The organism is Lentzea sp. NPDC060358 (assembly GCF_042725365.1).
Classification (GTDB): Bacteria; Actinomycetota; Actinomycetes; order Mycobacteriales; family Pseudonocardiaceae; genus Lentzea.
On the sequence record NZ_JBHXCW010000038.1, the window covers coordinates 1 to 19,256 of the forward strand.

13 protein-coding genes are annotated in these 19,256 nt (G+C 68.5%); all 13 read left to right on the forward strand.

Annotation, left to right across the window (positions count from 1 at the left end):
* Positions 1–179: 179 nt before the first annotated feature.
* The 13 genes from ACFWGZ_RS11195 to ACFWGZ_RS11255 all read left to right on the forward strand — a co-directional run bounded on the left by ACFWGZ_RS11195 (position 180) and on the right by ACFWGZ_RS11255 (position 19,248).
* Positions 180–1,247, forward strand: coding sequence for an ABC transporter ATP-binding protein (locus tag ACFWGZ_RS11195; protein WP_382451350.1), 1,068 nt, complete (start codon positions 180–182; stop codon positions 1,245–1,247).
* Positions 1,244–2,029, forward strand: a complete 786-nt coding sequence (locus ACFWGZ_RS11200; RefSeq protein WP_382451351.1) for an MlaE family ABC transporter permease — start codon at positions 1,244–1,246, stop codon at positions 2,027–2,029. The genes ACFWGZ_RS11195 and ACFWGZ_RS11200 overlap by 4 nt, the downstream gene beginning before the upstream one ends.
* Complete coding sequence (locus ACFWGZ_RS11205; protein WP_382451352.1) at positions 2,029–2,838, forward strand: MlaE family ABC transporter permease; 810 nt, start codon at positions 2,029–2,031, stop codon at positions 2,836–2,838. Before ACFWGZ_RS11200 ends, ACFWGZ_RS11205 begins: the two co-directional genes overlap by 1 nt.
* Positions 2,835–4,142, forward strand: coding sequence for an MCE family protein (locus tag ACFWGZ_RS11210; protein WP_382451353.1), 1,308 nt, complete (start codon positions 2,835–2,837; stop codon positions 4,140–4,142). Before ACFWGZ_RS11205 ends, ACFWGZ_RS11210 begins: the two co-directional genes overlap by 4 nt.
* Positions 4,139–5,170 (forward strand): MCE family protein, encoded by a 1,032-nt coding sequence (locus tag ACFWGZ_RS11215; protein ID WP_382451354.1) that lies wholly within the window; start codon positions 4,139–4,141, stop codon positions 5,168–5,170. Before ACFWGZ_RS11210 ends, ACFWGZ_RS11215 begins: the two co-directional genes overlap by 4 nt.
* Complete coding sequence (locus tag ACFWGZ_RS11220; RefSeq protein ID WP_382451355.1) at positions 5,167–6,168, forward strand: MCE family protein; 1,002 nt, start codon at positions 5,167–5,169, stop codon at positions 6,166–6,168. Before ACFWGZ_RS11215 ends, ACFWGZ_RS11220 begins: the two co-directional genes overlap by 4 nt.
* Entirely contained in the window at positions 6,165–7,331 is a 1,167-nt protein-coding gene (locus ACFWGZ_RS11225) for an MCE family protein (RefSeq protein WP_382451356.1), read from the forward strand. The genes ACFWGZ_RS11220 and ACFWGZ_RS11225 overlap by 4 nt, the downstream gene beginning before the upstream one ends.
* Complete coding sequence (locus tag ACFWGZ_RS11230; RefSeq protein WP_382451357.1) at positions 7,328–8,482, forward strand: MCE family protein; 1,155 nt, start codon at positions 7,328–7,330, stop codon at positions 8,480–8,482. The genes ACFWGZ_RS11225 and ACFWGZ_RS11230 overlap by 4 nt, the downstream gene beginning before the upstream one ends.
* Entirely contained in the window at positions 8,479–9,708 is a 1,230-nt protein-coding gene (locus tag ACFWGZ_RS11235; protein ID WP_382451358.1) for an MCE family protein, read from the forward strand. The genes ACFWGZ_RS11230 and ACFWGZ_RS11235 overlap by 4 nt, the downstream gene beginning before the upstream one ends.
* Positions 9,708–10,208 (forward strand): nuclear transport factor 2 family protein, encoded by a 501-nt coding sequence (locus ACFWGZ_RS11240; RefSeq protein ID WP_382451359.1) that lies wholly within the window; start codon positions 9,708–9,710, stop codon positions 10,206–10,208. The genes ACFWGZ_RS11235 and ACFWGZ_RS11240 overlap by 1 nt, the downstream gene beginning before the upstream one ends.
* 29 nt (positions 10,209–10,237) lie before the next feature.
* Positions 10,238–11,254 carry a hypothetical protein gene (locus ACFWGZ_RS11245; protein WP_382451360.1) on the forward strand — a complete coding sequence of 339 codons (1,017 nt, stop codon included), beginning with the start codon at positions 10,238–10,240 and terminating at the stop codon, positions 11,252–11,254.
* Between the two features lie 506 nt (positions 11,255–11,760).
* A complete protein-coding gene (locus tag ACFWGZ_RS11250) occupies positions 11,761–15,246 on the forward strand; it encodes a DNA-directed RNA polymerase subunit beta (RefSeq protein ID WP_382451361.1) in 3,486 nt (1,161 codons plus the stop codon).
* A 105-nt stretch (positions 15,247–15,351) separates the two neighbouring features.
* Positions 15,352–19,248, forward strand: a complete 3,897-nt coding sequence (locus ACFWGZ_RS11255) for a DNA-directed RNA polymerase subunit beta' (protein WP_382451362.1) — start codon at positions 15,352–15,354, stop codon at positions 19,246–19,248.
* Positions 19,249–19,256: the final 8 nt, after the last annotated feature.

Genomic DNA, 19,256 nt, shown 5'->3' on the forward strand with positions numbered 1-19,256 from the left:
CTTCCGGGGTGCGCGCCCGTTCTGCGTGTGTGCCCGTTTTGCGAGGTCACGCTGTGTGCTGTTATCTGAACGCAACCGGCGTTAGCCCAACTGGTGAGTAACCTGCCGCGGACGAACTCGTTGCCCCAGTGTGACGCCGATCGCCACGGCGTCCTCGGGGCGTGTGCGGAGGTGCGTGGATGGGTGTCGAGGTGGTCGTCGAGGGTCTGACCAAGTCCTTCGGCAAGCAGACCATCTGGCAGGACGTCACGCTCACGTTGCCGCCGGGTGAGGTCAGCGTGATGCTCGGGCCGTCCGGCACCGGCAAGAGCGTCTTCCTGAAGTCGCTGGTCGGGTTGCTCAAGCCGGAGCAGGGCAAGATCGTCATCAACGGCACGGACCTCGTGCGGTGCTCCGAGAACAGGCTGTACGAGATCCGGAAGATGTTCGGCGTGCTGTTCCAGGACGGCGCGTTGTTCGGCTCGATGAACCTGTACGACAACATCGCGTTCCCGTTGCGCGAGCACACCCGCAAGACCGAGGCCGAGGTCCGGCGGATCGTGCTCGAGAAGATGGAGATGGTCGGTCTCGTCGGCGCGGAGAAGAAGCTCCCCGGTGAGATCTCCGGCGGCATGCGCAAGCGCGCCGGGCTGGCGCGGGCGCTGGTGCTCGACCCCGAGATCATCCTGTGCGACGAGCCGGACTCCGGGCTCGACCCCGTGCGCACGGCCTACCTGAGCCAGTTGCTCATCGATCTCAACGCGCAGATCGACGCGACCATCCTGATCGTCACGCACAACATCAACATCGCGCGGACCGTGCCGGACAACCTCGGCATGCTGTTCCGGCGGGAACTCGTCATGTTCGGGCCGAGGGAAGTCCTCCTCACCAGTGACGAGCCCGTCGTCGAGCAGTTCCTCAACGGGCGGCGGCTCGGGCCGATCGGCATGTCCGAGGAGAAGGACCAGGCCACCATGGCCGCCGAGCAGGCGCACGCGGACGCCGGGCACTCCGACGGGTCTCCCGACGAGGACATGCGCGGGGTGGTGCCGCAGCTGGAGCCGACGCCGGGGCTTCCGCACCGGGACGCCGTGCGCAGGCGCAAGGACCGGGTCATGTCGATCATCCACCAGCTGCCGCACGAGGCCCAGCAGGGGATCATCGCGAGCCTCACGGCCGAGGAGCAGCTGCGGTACGGCGTGCACGCCGGTGCGCCCGTCGCGGCTCCCACGCCGAGCCCCTGGCCGCGCCGGGGTGGTGCGCTGTGAGCACCCCCACGACCTTCCCCGGCGCCGGTGCGCTGCGCGAGACCGGCAAGCTCTGCCAGCTCGGGATCGACGTCGTGCGGACGTCGTTCCGGCGGCCCTTCCAGCTGCGGGAGTTCATCCAGCAGAGCTGGTTCATCGTCAGCGTCACGGTGCTGCCGACGGCGCTGGTCTCGATCCCGTTCGGCGCGGTCATCGCGCTGCAGCTCGGCAGCCTCACCCGGCAGATCGGCGCGCAGTCGTTCACGGGCGCGGCCAGCGTGCTCGCGATCATCCAGCAGGCCAGCCCGATCGTGACGGCGCTGCTCATCGCGGGCGCCGGCGGCAGTGCGATCTGCGCGGACCTCGGTTCCCGCAAGATCCGCGAGGAGATCGACGCGATGGAGGTGCTCGGCGTCTCGCCGGTCCACCGGCTCGTGGTGCCGCGGGTGCTGGCGGCGATGCTGGTGTCCGTGCTGCTCAACGGCATGGTCAGCGTCGTCGGCGTGCTCGGCGGGTACTTCTTCAACGTGATCATGCAGGACGGCACGCCCGGCGCCTACCTCGCGAGCTTCAGCGCGCTGGCGCAGCTGCCCGACCTGTGGATCAGCGAGATCAAGGCGCTGATCTTCGGGTTCATCGCGGGCATCGTGGCCGCCTACCGGGGGCTCAACCCGGCGGGCGGGCCGAAGGGCGTCGGCGACGCGGTCAACCAGGCCGTGGTCATCACGTTCCTGCTGCTGTTCTTCGTCAACTTCGTCCTCACCACGATCTACCTCCAGGTCGTGCCCGCGAAGGGGAGCTGATGGCGAACAAGGTGCTGTCCACCCTGGACGGTTTCGGCGACCAGCTGTCGTTCTACCTCAAGGCGCTGGCCTGGACCCCGCGCGCGCTCAAGCGGTACTCCAAGGAGACGCTGCGGCTGCTGGCCGAGGTCAGCTTCGGGTCCGGGGCGCTCGCGGTCATCGGCGGCACGATCGGCGTGATGGTCGGGCTGTCGGTCTTCACCGGCACGGTCGTCGGCCTGCAGGGCTTCACGGCCCTCAACCAGATCGGCACGAGCGCGTTCGCCGGCTTCGTGTCCGCCTACTTCAACACCCGCGAGATCGCGCCGCTGGTCGCCGGTCTCGCCCTTTCCGCGACCGTCGGGTCCGGCTTCACCGCGCAGCTCGGCGCCATGCGGATCTCCGAGGAGATCGACGCGCTGGAGGTCATGGGCATCCCCAGCCTGCCGTTCCTCGTCACCACGCGGATCATCGCCGGGTTCGTCGCGATCATCCCGCTGTACGTGATCGGCCTGCTGACGAGCTACCTGGCGGCCAGAACCATCACGGTGGAGTTCTACGGGCAGTCCGCGGGTACCTACGACCACTACTTCAACCTGTTCCTACCCCCGATCGACGTGCTCTGGTCGTTCGGCAAGGTCCTGGTCTTCGCGGTCGTGATCATCATGACCCACTGCTACTACGGCTACCGGGCCTCGGGTGGCCCCGCCGGTGTCGGTGTCGCGGTCGGGCGCGCGGTGCGGACCGCGATCGTCACGACGGCGCTGCTCGACTTCTTCCTGAGCCTCGCGATCTGGGGCGCTACCACGACGGTGAGGATCGCCGGATGAAGAAGCGCGTGCTGGGCATCGCGTTCCTCCTCGCGATCGCCATGTTCCTGTCGCTCACGGTGGCGCTCTACAAGGACGCCTTCAGCGACTACGTGAAGGTCACGCTCAAGACCGACCACATCGGCAACCAGCTGCAGACCGCGAGCGACGTCAAGGTCCGCGGCCTGATCGTCGGGTCGGTGAAGGCCGTGCGCACCAGCGGGGACGGCGCCGAGCTGGAGCTCGCGCTGCTGCCGGACAAGGTCGAGCAGATCCCCGCCAACGTCAGCGCGCGCCTGCTGCCCAAGACGCTGTTCGGCGAGAGGTACGTGAACCTCGTGCTGCCGCAGCAGAAGAGCGCGGCCATCGCGAACGGCGCGGTCATCGAGCAGGACCGCACCAGCAGCGCGATCGAGCTGGAACGCGTGCTCGACAACCTGATGCCGGTGCTGCAGGCGATCCAGCCGGAGAAGCTCGCCACGACGCTGACGGCGTTGTCGCAGGCGCTCGACGGCCGGGGCAAGCCGCTCGGCGAGACGCTGGTGTCGCTCGACGCCTACCTCGGCGAGCTCAACCCGCAGCTGCCCGCGCTGAAGGAGAACATCTCCCGGCTCGCGGACGTGTCGAACGTCTACGCCGACGCCGCGCCGGACCTGCTGCAGGCGCTCGACGACATGACCACGACGACGAAGACGATCGTCGAGCAGCGCGACAACCTGCTGTCGCTCTACGGCACGCTGACCACGACGTCGCAGGACCTCACGAGCTTCGTCACGGTCAACAAGAACAACATCATCAACCTGGCGGACACGAGCCGCCCGACGCTCGAGCTGCTCGCGAAGTACGCGCCCGAGTACCCGTGCCTGATCAAGGGTCTCGCGGAGTTCGAGCCGATCATCAGCAAGGCGTTCGGCGCCGGCACCGACAAGCCCGGCCTGCACCTCACGCTGGAGATCACGCAGAACCGCGGCAAGTACAAGCCGAACCTCGACGAGCCCGAGTACGCCGACACGCGCGGGCCGCGCTGCTACGACCTGGTCCCGCGGCCCGACCCGTTCCCGCAGTACCCGCCGGAGGGCCCGGTGCAGGACGGCACCAGCTCCCCGCCGCCCGCCCGGTCCAGCTCCGACGGGATCATCCCGCCCGGCGCCACCATCCCGTCGTCCGCGCGGAACGGCGTCAACCTCGCCAACTCGCCGGAGGAGGCCCGGCTGATCGCGGCGCTCTTCGGCCCGCGCGTCGGCGTCGAGCCGCAGGACATGCCCGGCTGGTCGAGCCTGCTGCTCGGGCCGCTGGTCCGCGGAACGGAGGTGACGGTCAAGTGAAAGGCGTGCTCGCCCCGCTGCTCAAGCTGATCACGTTCGCCGTCGTCACGATCCTCGCCACGTCGCTGCTCGCGGTGACCATCGCGAACGTGAACCTGGGCGGTGCCACCGACTACAAGGCCCAGTTCACCGACGTGACGGCGTTGAACGAGGGCGACGACGTCCGCATCGCCGGCGTCCGCGTCGGGCAGGTCGACGCGATCAAGGTCGTCGACCGCAAGACCGCCGAGGTCGAGTTCTCGGTCGACGGCGACCGCAAGCTGCCCGGGTCGGTGACCGCGACGATCAAGTACCGCAACCTGGTGGGCCAGCGGTACATCGCCCTGGAGGCGGGCACCGGCGACACCGGGGCGGTGTTGCCCGAGGGCGGCACGATCCCGGTGGCCCGCACCAAGCCCGCGCTCGACCTCACCGTGCTGTTCAACGGCTTCAAGCCGCTCTTCCAGGCGCTGTCGCCGGAGGACGTGAACAAGCTGTCGTTCGAGATCATCCAGGTGCTGCAGGGGGAGGGCAGCACGATCGACAGCCTGCTGCAGCACACGGCGTCGCTGACCAGCACGCTCGCGAGCAAGGACAAGGTGATCGGCGAGGTCGTCGACAACCTCAACACCGCGCTCGACACCGTGAACTCGCGCGACCAGGACTTCAACAACCTGGTGGTCACGCTGCAGACGCTGGTCTCCGGGCTCGCCCAGGACCGCCAGCCGATCGGCGACGCGATCACCGCGCTCGGCGACCTCACCCAGGCCACGTCCGGCCTGCTGGAGCAGGGCCGCGAGCCGCTGAAGAACGACATCGCGCAGCTCGGCATCGTCTCGAAGACGCTGGGCGACAGCGAGGCGCTGGTCGACGGCACGCTCCAGCGCCTGCCGAACAAGCTGGAGACGATCACGCGGACCGCGACCTACGGCTCGTGGTTCAACTTCTACCTGTGCGAGGCCAGCGGCCAGGTCGCCGTGCCGCCGGTCATCACCAACCCGATCCCGATCACGGCGTTGCCGGTGACCCAGCAGAGGTGCCGCCGATGAAGACCTCGAACCCGATCAGGACCGGCGCGATCAGCCTGACGTTGATCGCCCTGCTGCTGCTCGCCGCCTTCTACTCCGACGACCTGCCGATCGTCGGCGGCGGCACGAGCTACGCCGCGGACTTCAGCGAGGCCGCGGGACTGGTGCCCGGCAACGAGGTCCGCGTCGCCGGCGTGAAGGTCGGCAAGGTCACCGAGGTGAAGCTCAACGGCGACCGCGTGCGGGTCACGTTCAAGGTCAAGGACGCCTGGGTGGGCGACCGGACGACCGCGATGATCCGCATCAAGACGTTGCTGGGCCAGAAGTTCCTGGCGCTGGACCCGCAGGGCAGCCAGCCGCTGTCGCCGGGCGACCCGATCCCGAAGGAGCGCACGCTCGCGCCGTACGACGTGAACGAGGCGTTCAACGGGCTCGCGACGACCGTCGGCCAGATCGACACCAAGCAGCTCGCGGACAGCTTCACGGTCCTGTCCGACACCTTCAAGAACTCGCCGGAGCACGTCCGCGGCGCGCTGGACGGGCTGTCCGCGCTGTCGAAGACGATCTCCTCGCGCGACGAGCAGCTGGCGAAGCTGCTGGAGAACACCCGGCAGCTCAGCAAGACCCTCGCCGACCGCAACGCCGAGTTCGAGAAGCTGCTCTCCGACGGCAACCTGCTGCTGGGCGAGCTGCGCAAGCGCCGCGAGGCGATCAGCGCGCTGCTGGACGGCACGCGCTCCCTCTCCCGCGAGCTCAGCGGCTTGGTCACGGACAACCAGAACCAGCTCAAGCCCGCCCTGGAGCAGTTCGGCAGGGTCACCACGATCCTCGAGCGCAACCAGGAGAACCTGGACCGCAGCCTCGCGCTGATGGCGCCGTTCTACCGGGTGTTCGCGAACACCCTGGGCAACGGGCGCTGGTTCGACACCTACATCTGCGGTCTGCTGCCTCCCGCGGTGAACCTCGGCGTCGTCGGGTTCAACGAGGAAGGCTGCCTGCCTCCGGGGGTGCAGCGATGACGGGAGTCGCACAGTCCAGGGCCGGCCGGTTCATCGCGATCGCGTGCGTGCTGGCGCTGGTCGTGACGGCCGGGCTCTGGTGGGTCTTCGCCGCCATGAACGGGCGCAGGGTCACCGCGCACTTCGCCGCGGCCGTCGGCGTCTACCCCGGCGGTGACGTGCGGGTGCTGGGCGTGAAGGTCGGCACGATCGACGAGGTCACGCCCGAGGGCAAGACCGTGAAGGTCGTGTTCACCGTCGACCGCGACGTGCGGGTGCCGGAGAACGCGCAGGCCGTCGTGGTCGCGCCGAGCGTCGTCAGCGACCGGTACGTGCAGCTCACGCCCGCCTACACCGGCGGTCCGACGCTCGGCGACGACGCGCTGATCCCGCGCGAGCGCACGGCGACGCCCGTCGAGCTGGACGAGCTGTACTCGTCGCTCGACAAGCTCACGACCGCACTGGGCCCCAACGGCGCGAACGCCGACGGAGCGCTGGCGGACCTGCTCAACTCGGCGGCGCGCAACCTCGAGGGCAACGGCCAGGCGCTCAACGACACGCTGAAGAACCTCGGCCAGGCCACCAGGACGCTGTCGGGGTCCAAAGAGGACCTCTTCGCGACCGTCGACAACCTGCAGAAGTTCACCGCGATGCTCGCCGCGAACGACAGCCAGGTGCGCGACTTCAACCAGCAGCTCGCGGACGTGTCGAAGATGCTCGCCGACGAGCGCGGCGACCTCGGCGCGGCGCTGAACGAGCTGGCGACGGCCCTGGCCCAGGTTCAGGGCTTCGTCAAGGACAACCGCGAGGTGCTGAAGTCCAACGTGGACAAGCTCGCCTCGATCACGCAGGTGCTCGTGAACCAGCGGGCGGCACTGGCCGAGACGCTCGACGTGGCGCCGCTGGCCCTGGGCAACCTGCAGAACTCCTACAACGCGGCGTCCGGCACGCTCGACACCCGCGCGAACATCAACGAGCTCAACCAGCCGCCGATCGTGCTGGTCTGCAAGCTGGTCCAGCAGGCGACGCCGAACAACGTGCCACCGGTGCTGGCGCAGACGTGCAAGCAGCTGGAGCCGTTGCTGACCGGCGCGGTTCCGCTGAAGTCGCCCGCCGAGGTGATCAGCGACCTGAACGCGGGCAAGCTGCCGCTGCCCCTGCCGCTCGCGGGGGTGCCCCAGTGAGGAAGCTGGTCATCGGACTGACGGCGGTGCTGCTGGTCTCGGGCTGCGGCTCGGGCGGGTTCGACGGCGTCTACACCCTGCCGCTGCCCGGCGGCGCCGACGTCGGCGACCACCCGTACCGGGTGAAGGCGCAGTTCCAAGACGTTCTCGACCTCGTGCCGCAGGCCGGCGTGAAGGTCAACGACGTGCCGGTCGGCCGCGTGGAGCAGATCGACCTGGGCTCCGACGGCTGGACCGCCGAGGTCACCATGCTGGTCAACGGCGACGTGCAGCTGCCCGCCAACGCGTTCGCGAAGCTGCGCCAGTCCGCTCTGCTGGGCGAGAAGTTCGTCGAGCTCGGGAAGCCTGCCGACGCGACGGGCAAGCTCGCGGACAACGCCGTGATCCCGCTGTCGAAGACGAACCGCAACCCCGAGGTCGAAGAGGTCTTCGGCGCGCTGTCGATGCTGCTCAACGGCGGTGGCGTGGCGCAGCTGCAGAACATCACCAAGGAGCTCAACGCCGCGATGGAGGGCAACGAGCAGGAGATCCGCTCGTTGCTGGGCAACCTGGACACGTTCGTCGGGGAGCTCGACAAGCACAAGGCGGAGATCGTCCGCGCGCTCGACTTGATCAACCGGCTCGGCGGGACGCTCGCGCAGCAGCGCGAGAAGATCGCCGTGGCGCTGACCGACCTGGAGCCCGGTCTGCGCGTGCTGGCCGAGCAGCGCACGCAGCTCGTGACGCTGCTGAAGTCGCTGAACACCCTGTCGGACGTCGCGACGGACACGGTGAACCGCAGCCGGGACGACATCGTCGCGGACCTGAAGGCGTTGCAGCCGACCCTGACGAAGCTCGTCGAGTCGGGCCAGAACCTGCCGAAGTCGCTCGAGCTGCTGCTGACCTACCCGTTCCCGGACGAGGCGCTCGACGGCATCAAGGGCGACTACACCAACGCGTTCATCGACCTCGACCTGAACCTGGGCACGGTCCTCGACAACCTCGGGCGCTCGCGGCAGTCGCCGGTCGACTCGCTGCTGCCGACTCCGGGCACGCCGTTGCCGCTGCCCAACATCCCGTTGCCGAACATCCCGCTGCCGAACCTCGGGCAACCGAACGGATCGGGGCTGGGCGACCTGCTCGGCGGACTGCTGGGAGGCGGGCGCAAGTGATCCTGCGGTCGACGAAGCTCAAGATCGGCGCGTTCGTGCTGGTCGCGCTGCTGGGCATCTCCTACGTCAGCGCGACCTACATCGGCCTGTTCAAGCCGGCGTCGACGGTCGTGACGATGCAGCTCGCCGACTCCGGCGGCATCTTCACCAACGCCGAGGTCACCTACCGCGGCGTCACGATCGGCCGGGTCGGGCAGCTGCGGCTGACCTCCGACGGCATCGAGGCCGACCTGGAGCTGGACGCGGACGCGCCGCCCGTGCCGGCCGCGACCGAGGCCGTGGTGGCCAACCGGTCGGCCGTCGGCGAGCAGTTCGTGGACCTGCGGCCGAAGTCGGGCGACGGCCCGTACCTGGAGGCCGGCTCGGTCATCCCGCGCTCGGCCACCCGCACGCCCCCGCCGGTGGACGGGCTGCTGTCGAACCTGGACGCGTTCGCGTCGTCGGTGCCCACGGACTCGCTGCGCACCGTCGTCGACGAGCTGCACACGGCCTTCAACGGCACCGGCGGCGACCTGCAGGTGCTGATCGACAACACCGCGGCGTTCACGGCCGCCGCCAGGGAGCACCTGCCGCAGACCACGCAGCTGCTGCAGGACGGCCGGATCGTGCTGGCCACGCAGGCCGCGCAGAGCGGCGCCATCCGCTCGTTCAGCGGTGACCTGCGGCTGCTCGCCGAGCAGCTCAAGGCCTCCGACGGCGACCTGCGGCGGCTGATCGTCGCGGTGCCGCCGGCGTCGGAGCAGGTCTCGGCGCTGCTGAAGGAGAGCGGGCCGAACCTCGGGGTGGTCTTCGCGAACCTGCTGACCACCTCGAACATCCTCGTGACGAGGCGTGCCGGCCTGGAGCAGATCGCCGTGACGTACCCGATCGCGGTCGCCGGCGGCTTCACCGTCGCGCCGGGCGACGGGACGGCGCACTTCGGGCTCGCGCTGAACGTCTTCGACCCGATGCCGTGCACGGTCGGGTACGAGGGAACGACCATCAGGACGGGCAACGACACGTCGCCCGCACCGCTGAACACGCAGGCCTACTGCGCCTTGGCGCGCGGGTCGGCGACGTCGGTGCGAGGCTCGCAGAACGCGCCCTACGGCGGCACGCCGACGACGCCGGTGGGCAACGCGACGACCCAGCCGGGCCAGGAGCCGGCCGGGCAGCAGACGGTGCCGGAACTGCCGCTGCTGACGTCGCTGGGCCAGCTGCTGGGTCTGCCGGAGGAGAAGAAGTAGTGCGGATCTTCACCGTGGTGGCCGCCGTGCTGGCGGTCCTGACGTTCGGGTACGCCGCGTACTTCGGCGTGGCCTGGTACTCGGCCTCCCACTCGTCGGAGTCGGAGTTCGCCTCCGCCCGCGACGAGGCCCTGCGCTCGGGTCAGGTGGGCATCACGAACTTCCTGACCCTCGACTACCGCAAGGTCGACGAGGACCTGCAGCGCTGGCTCAACTCGTCCACCGGCGAGCTGCGCGCGGAGATCGACAAGGACAAGGACTCGCGCAAGAAGCAGCTGGTCGACGCCAAGTCGGTGACGACGTCGAAGGTCCTCGACGCGGCGATCACCGAGCTCGACGAGCGCAGCGGCACCGCGTCGATGATCGCCGTCGTGGAGAGCGCCGTGACACCCGACGGCGGCCAGAAGGTCACCAAGATCAACCGGTACCTGACCGAGCTCACCCGCACGGACGACGGCTGGAAGCTGAGTCAGCTGGGCCCGCTGCGGGCCGGCGTCTGACCCGGCCGGAGCTGATTGGAAGAGTGCTCGTGCCCCCATCCCGCCGCCGCCCCATCCCCACGCCCCCGGCAGGAGGCCGCCCGAAGGTCGCCGGCCTGAACCGCCGCACCACCGCGGACCCGGCCGCCGAGCCGGTCGCGCCCGCGGTCGAGCCGGTCGCGCCGGCGGCCGAGGCTGCGGTTGCGCCCGCTGCCAAGCCGGTCACCGAGCCCGCCGCCGAGCCGGTTGCCAAGCCTGCCGCCAAGCCGGTCGCCAAGCCTGTCGCTGAGCCGGTCACCGAGCCCGCTGCCAAGCCTGCCGCCGAGCCGGTTTCCGAGACCGCGGTCGCGCCCGCCGCAAAGCCCGCCGCCGAGCCGAGCGCCAAGCCCGAGACAGCGCCGCCCGCCGACCCCGCGGCCGAGCCGGCCGAGTCCACCGCCGCGCCCGTCGCCGACCCCGAAGCGGCCCCCGAGTCCGCCGAGGAGCCCGCCGGGGAGGAGCAGGACGCGCCGGACGAGACCGAGCAGACCCCCTCCCGCAACGCCTGGCTGCTCCCGGCGGCCCTGCTCGTCACCGCCGTGCTGCTGGGCGCGCTGGGCACGTTCTTCCTGGTCCAGTCGCGCGCGGTGGCCTACGACGCGGCCCTGGTCGACGCGGGCACCACCTCCGCGGTGAACGGCCAGGTCCGCGAGGCCGTCGAGAAGTCGTTCTCCTACAACTTCGCCGACGTGGCCGCCACGGAGAAGGCCGCGAAGGAGCTCCTGACCGGCAGGGCCCTGTGCCAGTACAACGCGGTGTTCGGGCCGGTCAGGGAGGTTGCGCCCCAGCAGAAGCTGGTCGTGACCGTCCGCGTGGTGTCGTCGGCCGTGTCGTCGCTCAAGGACGGCCGCGCCACCGTGCTGGTCTTCGCCGACCAGGTCACCACCCGCACCACCGACAACCAGACGGGCGGCGGCACGGCCATGCTCCGCGTGAGCGCCGTCGACGACAGCGGCCGCTGGAAGATCGACAACATGGAGATGTTCGGCGCGACGGCCGAGCAGAACCGCCAGTTGCAGGGCTGCTGAGCGGGGCCCCGCGGCAGTTGGTCGTTTGGGCCGGGCCGGTGCACGACCGGCCCCGGCCCTGCCCTAAGATCAACAACCCCTGGAAGTGCCCGGGAAGCACCAGGAACACACCTCCCGCCAGCCCCGACACGCGTGATCTCGGTCACACGAATCTTGTGGCGCTCTGTAAGAAGACTTGAAGCCGTCAACTTCCCACCGCATCGGCCGCATGCGTGTTTGTGCAGGTCACATGGGTGGCTGACAGTAAACGTCGCTCCATCCACAGGGTGGATCGGACTTCAACATCTTGACTGCGCGCTCATGCAGGGTCACTCTGTCGGTGAGCAAGAGGAGGGTCCTTCCAGGTGCCTCTCGACAGTCGCCGTGCGCGTGGCTAGACTGCCCCTTTGCGCTGCCCATTTTCCGCTTGCCCTTCGCCGAGAGCGTGGATTATGCGGGCATCGCCGCACCCTTGACAGCCGTGCTAGTTCGCTCTAGCCAGCTACCTGTCCCTGGAAGGACGCATCTTGGCGATCTCTCGCGCGACCAAGGCCACTGCTGCGACCAACTCCACGTCGGGGATCCCTGGAGCGCCGAAGCGGGTCTCGTTCGCGAAGATTCACGAGCCGCTTTCGACGCCCAACCTGCTTGACCTGCAGATCCAGTCCTTTGAGTGGCTGACCGGCGATGAGGCGTGGTTCCAGCGCCGCATCGACGCCGGCGACGAGAACCCGACGGGCGGCCTCGAAGAGGTCCTCAACGAGATCTCGCCGATCGAGGACTTCTCCGGCTCCATGTCACTGTCCTTCTCCGATCCGCGCTACGACGAGGTCAAGGCCTCGACGGAAGAGTGCAAGGACAAGGACATGACGTACGCGGCACCGTTGTTCGTCACGGCGGAGTTCACCAACCACACCACTGGCGAGATCAAGAGCCAGACGGTGTTCATGGGTGACTTCCCGATGATGACGAGCAAGGGCACGTTCATCATCAACGGCACTGAGCGCGTGGTGGTCTCTCAGCTCGTGCGTTCGCCCGGTGTGTACTACGACACCGCGGTCGACAAGACGACCGACAAGGACGTCTTCAGCGTCAAGATCATCCCGTCCCGGGGTGCTTGGCTGGAGTTCGACGTCGACAAGCGCGACACCGTCGGTGTCCGCATCGACCGGAAGCGTCGCCAGCCGGTGACGGTGCTGTTGAAGGCTCTGGGCTGGAGCACGGAGCAGATCCGCGAGCGGTTCGCGTTCAGCGAGACGTTGCTGACCACGCTCGAGAAGGACCACACCGCGGGTACCGACGAGGCGTTGCTCGACATCTACCGCAAGCTGCGTCCGGGCGAGCCGCCGACGAAGGAGTCGGCGCAGGCCCTGCTGGAGAACCTGTTCTTCAAGGACAAGCGCTACGACCTGGCGAAGGTCGGCCGGTACAAGGTCAACAAGAAGCTGGGCCTGGACACCGACATCAACACCGGTGTGCTGACCGAGGACGACATCGTCACGACGATCGAGTACCTCGTCCGCCTGCACGCCGGTGAGACCGTCATGGACGCCGCCGCCGGTGGAGACGTGCCCGTCGAGGTCGACGACATCGACCACTTCGGCAACCGCCGCCTGCGCACGGTCGGCGAGCTGATCCAGAACCAGATCCGCGTCGGCCTGTCCCGCATGGAGCGCGTCGTCCGCGAGCGCATGACCACGCAGGACGTCGAGGCGATCACGCCGCAGACCCTGATCAACATCCGTCCCGTCGTGGCGGCGATCAAGGAGTTCTTCGGCACCTCGCAGCTCTCGCAGTTCATGGACCAGACCAACCCGCTCGCGGGTCTGACCCACAAGCGCCGCCTGTCGGCGCTGGGTCCCGGTGGTCTGTCCCGTGAGCGGGCCGGCATGGAGGTCCGCGACGTCCACCCGTCGCACTACGGCCGCATGTGCCCGATCGAGACGCCGGAAGGCCCGAACATCGGCCTGATCGGGTCGCTCTCGAGCTACGCGCGGGTCAACCCGTTCGGCTTCATCGAGACGCCGTACCGCAAGGTCGTCGAGGGCCGGGTCACCGACCAGATCGACTACCTGACCGCGGACGAGGAAGACCGCTACGTCAAGGCGCAGGCGAACTCGCCGACCGACGACGAGGGCAACTTCACCGACGACCGCGTCCTGGTCCGCAAGAAGGGCGGCGAGGTCGAGTTCATCGACCCGACCGACGTCGACTACATGGACGTCTCGCCGCGCCAGATGGTGTCGGCCGCGACCGCCATGATCCCGTTCCTCGAGCACGACGACGCCAACCGCGCCCTGATGGGTGCGAACATGCAGCGCCAGGCCGTGCCGCTGCTCCGCTCCGAGTCGCCGCTCGTCGGCACCGGCATGGAGCTGCGCGCCGCGGTCGACGCCGGTGACGTCGTCGTCGCGAAGAAGACGGGTGTGGTCGAGGAGGTCTCCGCCGACTACATCACCGTCATGGCCGACGACGGTGCGCGCAACACCTACGCGCTGCACAAGTTCCGCCGCTCGAACCAGGGCACCTGCATCAACCAGAAGCCCATCGTCAACGAGGGCGACCGCGTCGAGCAGGGCCAGGTGCTGGCCGACGGCCCGTGCACCGAGAACGCCGAGATGGCGCTCGGCAAGAACCTGCTCGTGGCGATCATGCCGTGGGAAGGCCACAACTACGAGGACGCGATCATCCTGTCGCAGCGCCTCGTGCAGGACGACGTTCTCACCTCGATCCACATCGAGGAGCACGAGATCGACGCCCGCGACACGAAGCTCGGCGCCGAGGAGATCACCCGGGACATCCCGAACGTCTCCGAGGAGGTCCTGGCCGACCTGGACGAGCGCGGCATCATCCGCATCGGTGCCGAGGTCCAGCCGGGCGACATCCTCGTCGGCAAGGTCACGCCCAAGGGCGAGACCGAGCTGACGCCGGAGGAGCGCCTGCTCCGCGCGATCTTCGGTGAGAAGGCGCGCGAGGTGCGCGACACGTCGCTGAAGGTGCCGCACGGCGAGTACGGCAAGGTCATCGGCATCCGCGTGTTCTCGCGCGAGGACGACGACGAGCTGCCTCCGGGCGTCAACGAGCTCGTGCGCGTGTACGTGGCCCAGAAGCGCAAGATCCAGGACGGCGACAAGCTCGCCGGCCGCCACGGCAACAAGGGCGTCATCGGCAAGATCCTCCCGGTGGAGGACATGCCGTTCCTCGAGGACGGCACGCCGGTCGACATCATCCTGAACACGCACGGTGTTCCGCGTCGTATGAACATCGGCCAGGTGCTGGAGACCCACCTCGGGTGGATCGCCAAGCAGGGCTGGAGCATCAACGGCGACCCGGACTGGGCGAAGAACCTGTCCGAGGAGCTGCTGGAGGTCGAGCCCGGCACCAAGACCGCGACCCCCGTGTTCGACGGCGCGAAGGAAGAGGAGATCACGGGCCTGCTCGGCTCGACGATCCCGAACCGCGACGGCGAGCGGATGGTCAAGGAGAACGGGAAGGCGCAGCTCTTCGACGGCCGCTCCGGCGAGCCGTACCCGTTCCCGGTGTCCGTCGGCTACATGTACATCCTGAAGCTGCTGCACCTGGTCGACGACAAGATCCACGCGCGTTCGACCGGCCCGTACTCGATGATCACGCAGCAGCCGCTGGGTGGTAAGGCGCAGTTCGGTGGTCAGCGCTTCGGTGAGATGGAGTGCTGGGCGATGCAGGCGTACGGCGCCGCGTACACCCTGCAGGAACTTCTCACCATCAAGTCCGACGACGTGCTCGGCCGCGTGAAGGTCTACGAGGCCATCGTCAAGGGCGAGAACATCCCGGAACCCGGTATCCCGGAGTCCTTCAAGGTGCTGCTCAAGGAGCTGCAGTCGCTCTGCCTCAACGTCGAGGTCCTGTCTTCGGACGGTGCCGCGATCGAGATGCGCGACGGCGACGACGAGGACCTGGAGCGCGCGGCCGCGAACCTCGGCATCAACCTGTCGAGGTCCGAGTCGCCCTCCGTGGACGACGTCGTCAACTAGTCACCTCGCCGGTCGGGGGAGGGCAACGCCTCCCGCGTCGCCCTCCCTCCGGCCCTCCCGACCAGCTCCTTTTGCCACCGATCTAAAAAGGGGAAGAGAGTAGACGTGCTCGACGTCAACTTCTTCGATGAGCTCCGCATCGGTCTCGCGACCGCGGACGACATCCGCCAGTGGTCTTTTGGCGAGGTCAAGAAGCCCGAGACCATCAACTACCGCACGCTCAAGCCCGAGAAGGACGGCTTGTTCTGCGAGAAGATCTTCGGTCCCACCCGGGACTGGGAGTGCTACTGCGGCAAGTACAAGCGCGTGCGCTTCAAGGGCATCATCTGCGAGCGCTGCGGCGTCGAGGTGACCCGTGCGAAGGTGCGTCGTGAGCGCATGGGCCACATCGAGCTCGCCGCTCCGGTCACGCACATCTGGTACTTCAAGGGCGTCCCCAGCCGGTTGGGCTACCTGCTCGACCTGGCCCCCAAGGACCTCGAGAAGATCATCTACTTCGCCGCCTACGTCATCGTGGGCGTGAACGCCGAGCTGCGCCACAACGACCTGCCGACGCTCGAGAGCGAGATGCAGGTCGAGCGCAAGCGCGTCGAGAACCGCCGCGACGCCGACGTGGAGGCCCGCGCCCAGAAGCTCGAGGCCGACCTGGCCGAGCTCGAGGCCGAGGGCGCCAAGTCCGACGTGCGCCGCAAGGTCAAGGAGGGCGGCGAGCGTGAGATGCGCCAGCTCCGCGACCGCGCCCAGCGCGAGCTGGACCGCCTCGACGAGATCTGGTCCACGTTCACCAAGCTGGACAAGGCCCAGCTGATCGCGGACGAGCTGCTCTACCGCGAGCTGTACGACCGCTACGGCGACTACTTCACCGGTGCCATGGGCGCCGAGGCCATCCAGAAGCTCCTGGGTGACTACGACGTGGACGCCGAGGCCGAGGTCCTGCGCGAGACGATCCGCAGCGGCAAGGGCCAGAAGAAGCTGCGCGCGCTCAAGCGCCTCAAGGTCGTTGCCGCCTTCCAGGCGACCCGCAACAACCCGCAGGGCATGGTGCTGGACTGCGTCCCGGTCATCCCGCCGGACCTGCGCCCGATGGTGCAGCTCGACGGTGGCCGCTTCGCCACGTCCGACCTGAACGACCTGTACCGCCGCGTGATCAACCGCAACAACCGCCTCAAGCGACTGATCGACCTCGGCGCGCCCGAGATCATCGTCAACAACGAGAAGCGGATGCTGCAGGAGGCCGTCGACGCGCTGTTCGACAACGGCCGCCGCGGCCGGCCGGTGACCGGTCCGGGCAACCGCCCGCTCAAGTCGCTGTCCGACCTGCTGAAGGGCAAGCAGGGCCGGTTCCGCCAGAACCTGCTCGGCAAGCGCGTCGACTACTCCGGCCGTTCGGTCATCGTGGTCGGCCCGCAGCTCAAGCTGCACCAGTGCGGTCTGCCCAAGCAGATGGCCCTGGAGCTCTTCAAGCCGTTCGTGATGAAGCGGCTCGTGGACCTCAACCACGCGCAGAACATCAAGTCCGCCAAGCGGATGGTCGAGCGTGCGCGCCCGGCCGTGTGGGACGTGCTGGAAGAGGTCATCACCGAGCACCCGGTGCTGCTCAACCGCGCACCCACGCTGCACCGCCTCGGCATCCAGGCCTTCGAGCCGCAGCTGGTCGAGGGCAAGGCCATCCAGCTGCACCCGCTGGTCTGTGAAGCGTTCAACGCCGACTTCGACGGTGACCAGATGGCAGTCCACCTGCCGCTGAGCGCCGAGGCGCAGGCCGAGGCCCGCGTCCTGATGCTGTCGTCGAACAACATCCTGTCCCCGGCGTCCGGCAAGCCGCTGGCCATGCCGCGTCTGGACATGGTGACGGGTCTGTACCACCTGACCCGGCACAAGGCCGGCGACATCGGCGAGGGCCACTTCTACTCGTCGCCCGCCGAGGCCCTGATGGCGTTCGACCGCAAGGTCCTGGGCCTGCAGGCGATGGTGAAGATCCGCGTCTCCGACAAGAACCCGCCGAAGGGCCAGGAGCCCGAGGGCTGGGAGCCCGGTCAGCCGTGGCTCGCGGAGACCACGCTGGGTCGCGTGCTGTTCAACGAGATCCTGCCGCAGGACTACGCCTTCATCAACGAGGTCATGCCCAAGAAGCGGCAGGCCGTGATCATCAACGACCTCGCCGAGCGGTACCCGATGGTCACCGTCGCCCGGACGCTGGACAAGCTGAAGGACGCCGGTTTCCACTGGGCCACCCGCTCCGGTGTCACGGTCGCGATCTCGGACGTCCTCGTCCCGGCTGCGAAGCAGGACATCCTCGAGGAGCACGAGCGCCTCGCGGACGCCGTCGAGAAGCGCTACCAGCGCGGTCAGCTCTCCCACGAGGAGCGCAACTCCGAGCTGGTCAAGGTGTGGACCAAGGCCACCGAGCAGGTCCACGAGATCATGGAAGACAACTTCCCCGAGGACAACTCGATCCGCGTCATCGTGCAGTCCGGCGCTGCCGGCAACATGACGCAGGTCCGTTCGCTCGCGGGTATGCGTGGTCTGGTGACCAACCCGAAGGGTGAGTACATCCCGCGCCCGATCAAGAACTCGTTCCGCGAGGGCTTGTCGGTGCTCGAGTACTTCATCGCGACGCACGGTGCCCGCAAGGGTCTGGCCGACACGGCGCTGCGTACCGCCGACTCGGGCTACCTGACCCGTCGTCTGGTGGACGTCTCGCAGGACGTCATCATCCGCGAGGTCGACTGCGGCACCACCCGTGGTGTCCAGATGACCGTCGGCGAGCAGCTGGGCGACAAGGTCGGCCTGCACGAGTTCGCGCAGACCTCGGTCTACGCCCGCACGGTCGCGGACGACATCCTCGACGCGTCCGGCAACCTCGTGCTGAACCGCGGCGACGACCTCGGCGACCCGGCTCTGCAGTCGCTGGTCGAGGCCGGGGTCATCCGGGTCAAGGTCCGCTCGGTCCTGACCTGCGAGTCCGCGGTCGGCGTGTGCGCGTCCTGCTACGGCCGCTCGATGGCCACCGGCCAGCTGGTCGACGTCGGCGAGGCCGTCGGCATCGTCGCCGCCCAGTCGATCGGTGAGCCGGGCACGCAGCTGACGATGCGCACGTTCCACCAGGGCGGTGTGGCCGGTGACGACATCACGACCGGTCTGCCCCGTGTCCAGGAGCTCTTCGAGGCCCGCGTCCCGAAGGGCAAGGCGCCGATCGCCGACGTCGACGGCCGCGTCCGCATCGAGGACGGCGACCGCTTCTGGAAGATCACGCTGATCCCGGACGACGGTTCCGAGGAGATCGTGTTCGAGAAGCTGTCGAAGCGTCAGCGCCTCGCGAACACGGCGACCGGCCCGCTGCAGGACGGCGACCACGTGGCCGTCGGCCAGCAGCTGCTGGAAGGTACTCCGGACCCGCACGAGGTCCTGCGCGTCATGGGCCCGCGCGAGGCCCAGCTGCACCTGGTGCAGGAAGTGCAGAAGGTGTACCGCGCCCAGGGTGTGGCCATCCACGACAAGCACATCGAGGTCATCGTCCGGCAGATGCTCCGCCGGGTCACGATCATCGACTCGGGTGCGACGGAGTTCCTCCCGGGCTCGCTGGTCGAGCGCGCGGACTTCGAGTCGGGCAACCGCGCGGTCGTCGCCGAGGGTGGCGAGCCGGCCGCCGGACGTCCGGTGCTGATGGGTATCACGAAGGCCTCGCTGGCGACCGACTCGTGGCTGTCCGCGGCGTCGTTCCAGGAGACCACGCGTGTGCTGACCGACGCCGCCATCAACGGGCGTTCGGACAAGCTCATCGGTCTGAAGGAGAACGTGATCATCGGTAAGTTGATCCCGGCTGGTACGGGCATCAACCGGTACCGCAACATCCAGGTCCAGCCGACCGAGGAAGCTCGCGCCGCTGCTTACGCGATTCCTTCCTACGACGACGGGTACTACACGCCCGACGTGTTCGGCACCGGGACCGGTGCGGCTGTGCCGCTGGACGACTACGACTTCGGGCGGGACTACCGCTAGTCGTCGGT